The sequence below is a fragment of the Nocardia amamiensis NBRC 102102 genome (genome assembly GCF_001612745.1).
Lineage (GTDB): Bacteria > Actinomycetota > Actinomycetes > Mycobacteriales > Mycobacteriaceae > Nocardia > Nocardia amamiensis.
Genome location: NZ_BDBA01000409.1, coordinates 1 through 1,781, shown reverse-complemented (window position 1 = coordinate 1,781; position 1,781 = coordinate 1). Strand labels below are relative to the sequence as shown.

Below are 1,781 nucleotides of genomic sequence, written 5' to 3'. Positions count from 1 at the left end.
GCGCAGCCGCTTCTTGTCGAACTTGCCCACGCTGGTCTTGGGCACCTCCGCGATGAACGTCCACCGCTCCGGCAACTGCCATTTGGCGAACTTGTCGGCCAGGAACTCACGCAACTCTTCCGGCTTGGCCTCCGCGCCCTCGGCCAGCACCACCGCCACCAGCGGCCGCTCATCCCACTTCTGGTCCGGCACACCGATCACCGCCGCCTCCGCCACCGCGGGATGGCCGATCACGGCGTTCTCCAGATCCACCGACGAAATCCACTCCCCACCGGACTTGATCACATCCTTGGACCGATCGACCAGCGTGAGGAAGCCGTCCGGGCTGATCTTGCCGACATCACCGGTACGCAACCAACCGTCATGGAACTTCTCCGGATCCACCACCGTGCCGTCCGGCGAGTAATAGGAGCCGGTGATCCACGGACCCCGCACCTCCAACTCACCCAGCGCTTCCCCGTCGTTGGCGACCACGCCGTCATCGCCGACCAGACGGGCCTGCACACCGGCCGGGAACCGGCCCTGCGTCACCCGATAGGCCCACTGCTGTTCGTCGGTAACCGCGGTCGCGGGCGGATGCGCGACGCTGCCCAGCGGGGAAGTCTCGGTCATGCCCCACGCGTGCAGCACCCGCACACCGTGGGAGTCCTGGAAGGTGTGCATCATCGACGGCGGAACCGCGGAACCGCCCACCACCACCGCGCGCAGATGCGTGATGTCCTGCGGATTGGCCGCCAGCGCCGCCAGCACCCCACCCCAGATCGTCGGCACCGCAGCGGCGAAAGACGGCTTCGTCTCGGCCATCATCTCCAGCAGCGGACCTGGCTGCAGGAACCGGTCGGGCATCAGCAGATTCGCCCCGGACATCAATGCCGCGTACGGCAGGCCCCAGGCATTGGCGTGGAACAGCGGCACGATGGCCAGGATAGTGTCGGTTTCGAACAGGCCCATCCCGTTGTTCGCGGCCACCTGCATGGCATGCAGCCAGTTCGAGCGGTGGGAGTAGACCACACCCTTCGGGTCACCGGTGGTGCCGGAGGTGTAGCACATGGCGGCGGCCGAGCGCTCCTCGATCACCGGGAAGTCGAAAGTGTCCGGCTGTCCGGCCAGCAGGTCGGGGTAGGAGTGCACTGCCACGCCCTCGGGGGCGGTCAGCGTGGCCGCGTCCCCGTTGACCACGACGACGTGGCGGACGGTGGTCAGGTGCGGCAGGATCTGCGCGAACAGCGGCACCAGGGTGCCGTCCACCAGCACCACCTGGTCTTCGGCGTGGTTGGCCACATACACGACTTGTTCGGGGAACAACCGGATGTTCAGCGCATGCAGCACCGCACCCATCGCGGGCACCGCGATATAGGCGACCAGATGCTCGTTGTTGTTCCACATGAACGTGCCGACCCGATCGCCCACCCCGATCCCCAACCCGCGCAACGCATTCGCCAACCGCGCCGACTCGGTGCCGACCTCACGGTAGGTCATGGTCCGCACACCGGTACCGGTCCACGTGGACACGGTGGAATCCCCGGCAAACGTCGATGCATAGCGCAGCAACGTCGCCAACGACAACGGCTCGTCCTGCATAGTGCTGAACATCGGAACTCCTCTTTTCTCCAATGACTTCCGCTTAGAAAGCCAAGTCCGTATCGGCCACTTTCGGCGTCTGTGACGTGATCCCGTAGAGCAAGCCGAGCCAGCGGATCACTTCGGGATACAGAATCGGTTTGCCGCTGGTGAGCACGGCACAGGTCAGCGCGCGCTCGGGATCGGCCCAGGCCACGTTG

At 65.9% G+C, this 1,781-nt stretch carries 1 protein-coding gene; it reads right to left on the bottom strand.

The window, feature by feature from the left end; translation table 11 throughout:
• Nucleotides 1-1,593 (bottom strand): long-chain fatty acid--CoA ligase (locus NA4_RS38085; protein ID WP_067481082.1); only part of this gene is annotated, 1,593 nt, incomplete at its 3' end.
• Between the last annotated feature and the right edge of the window lie 188 nt (nucleotides 1,594-1,781).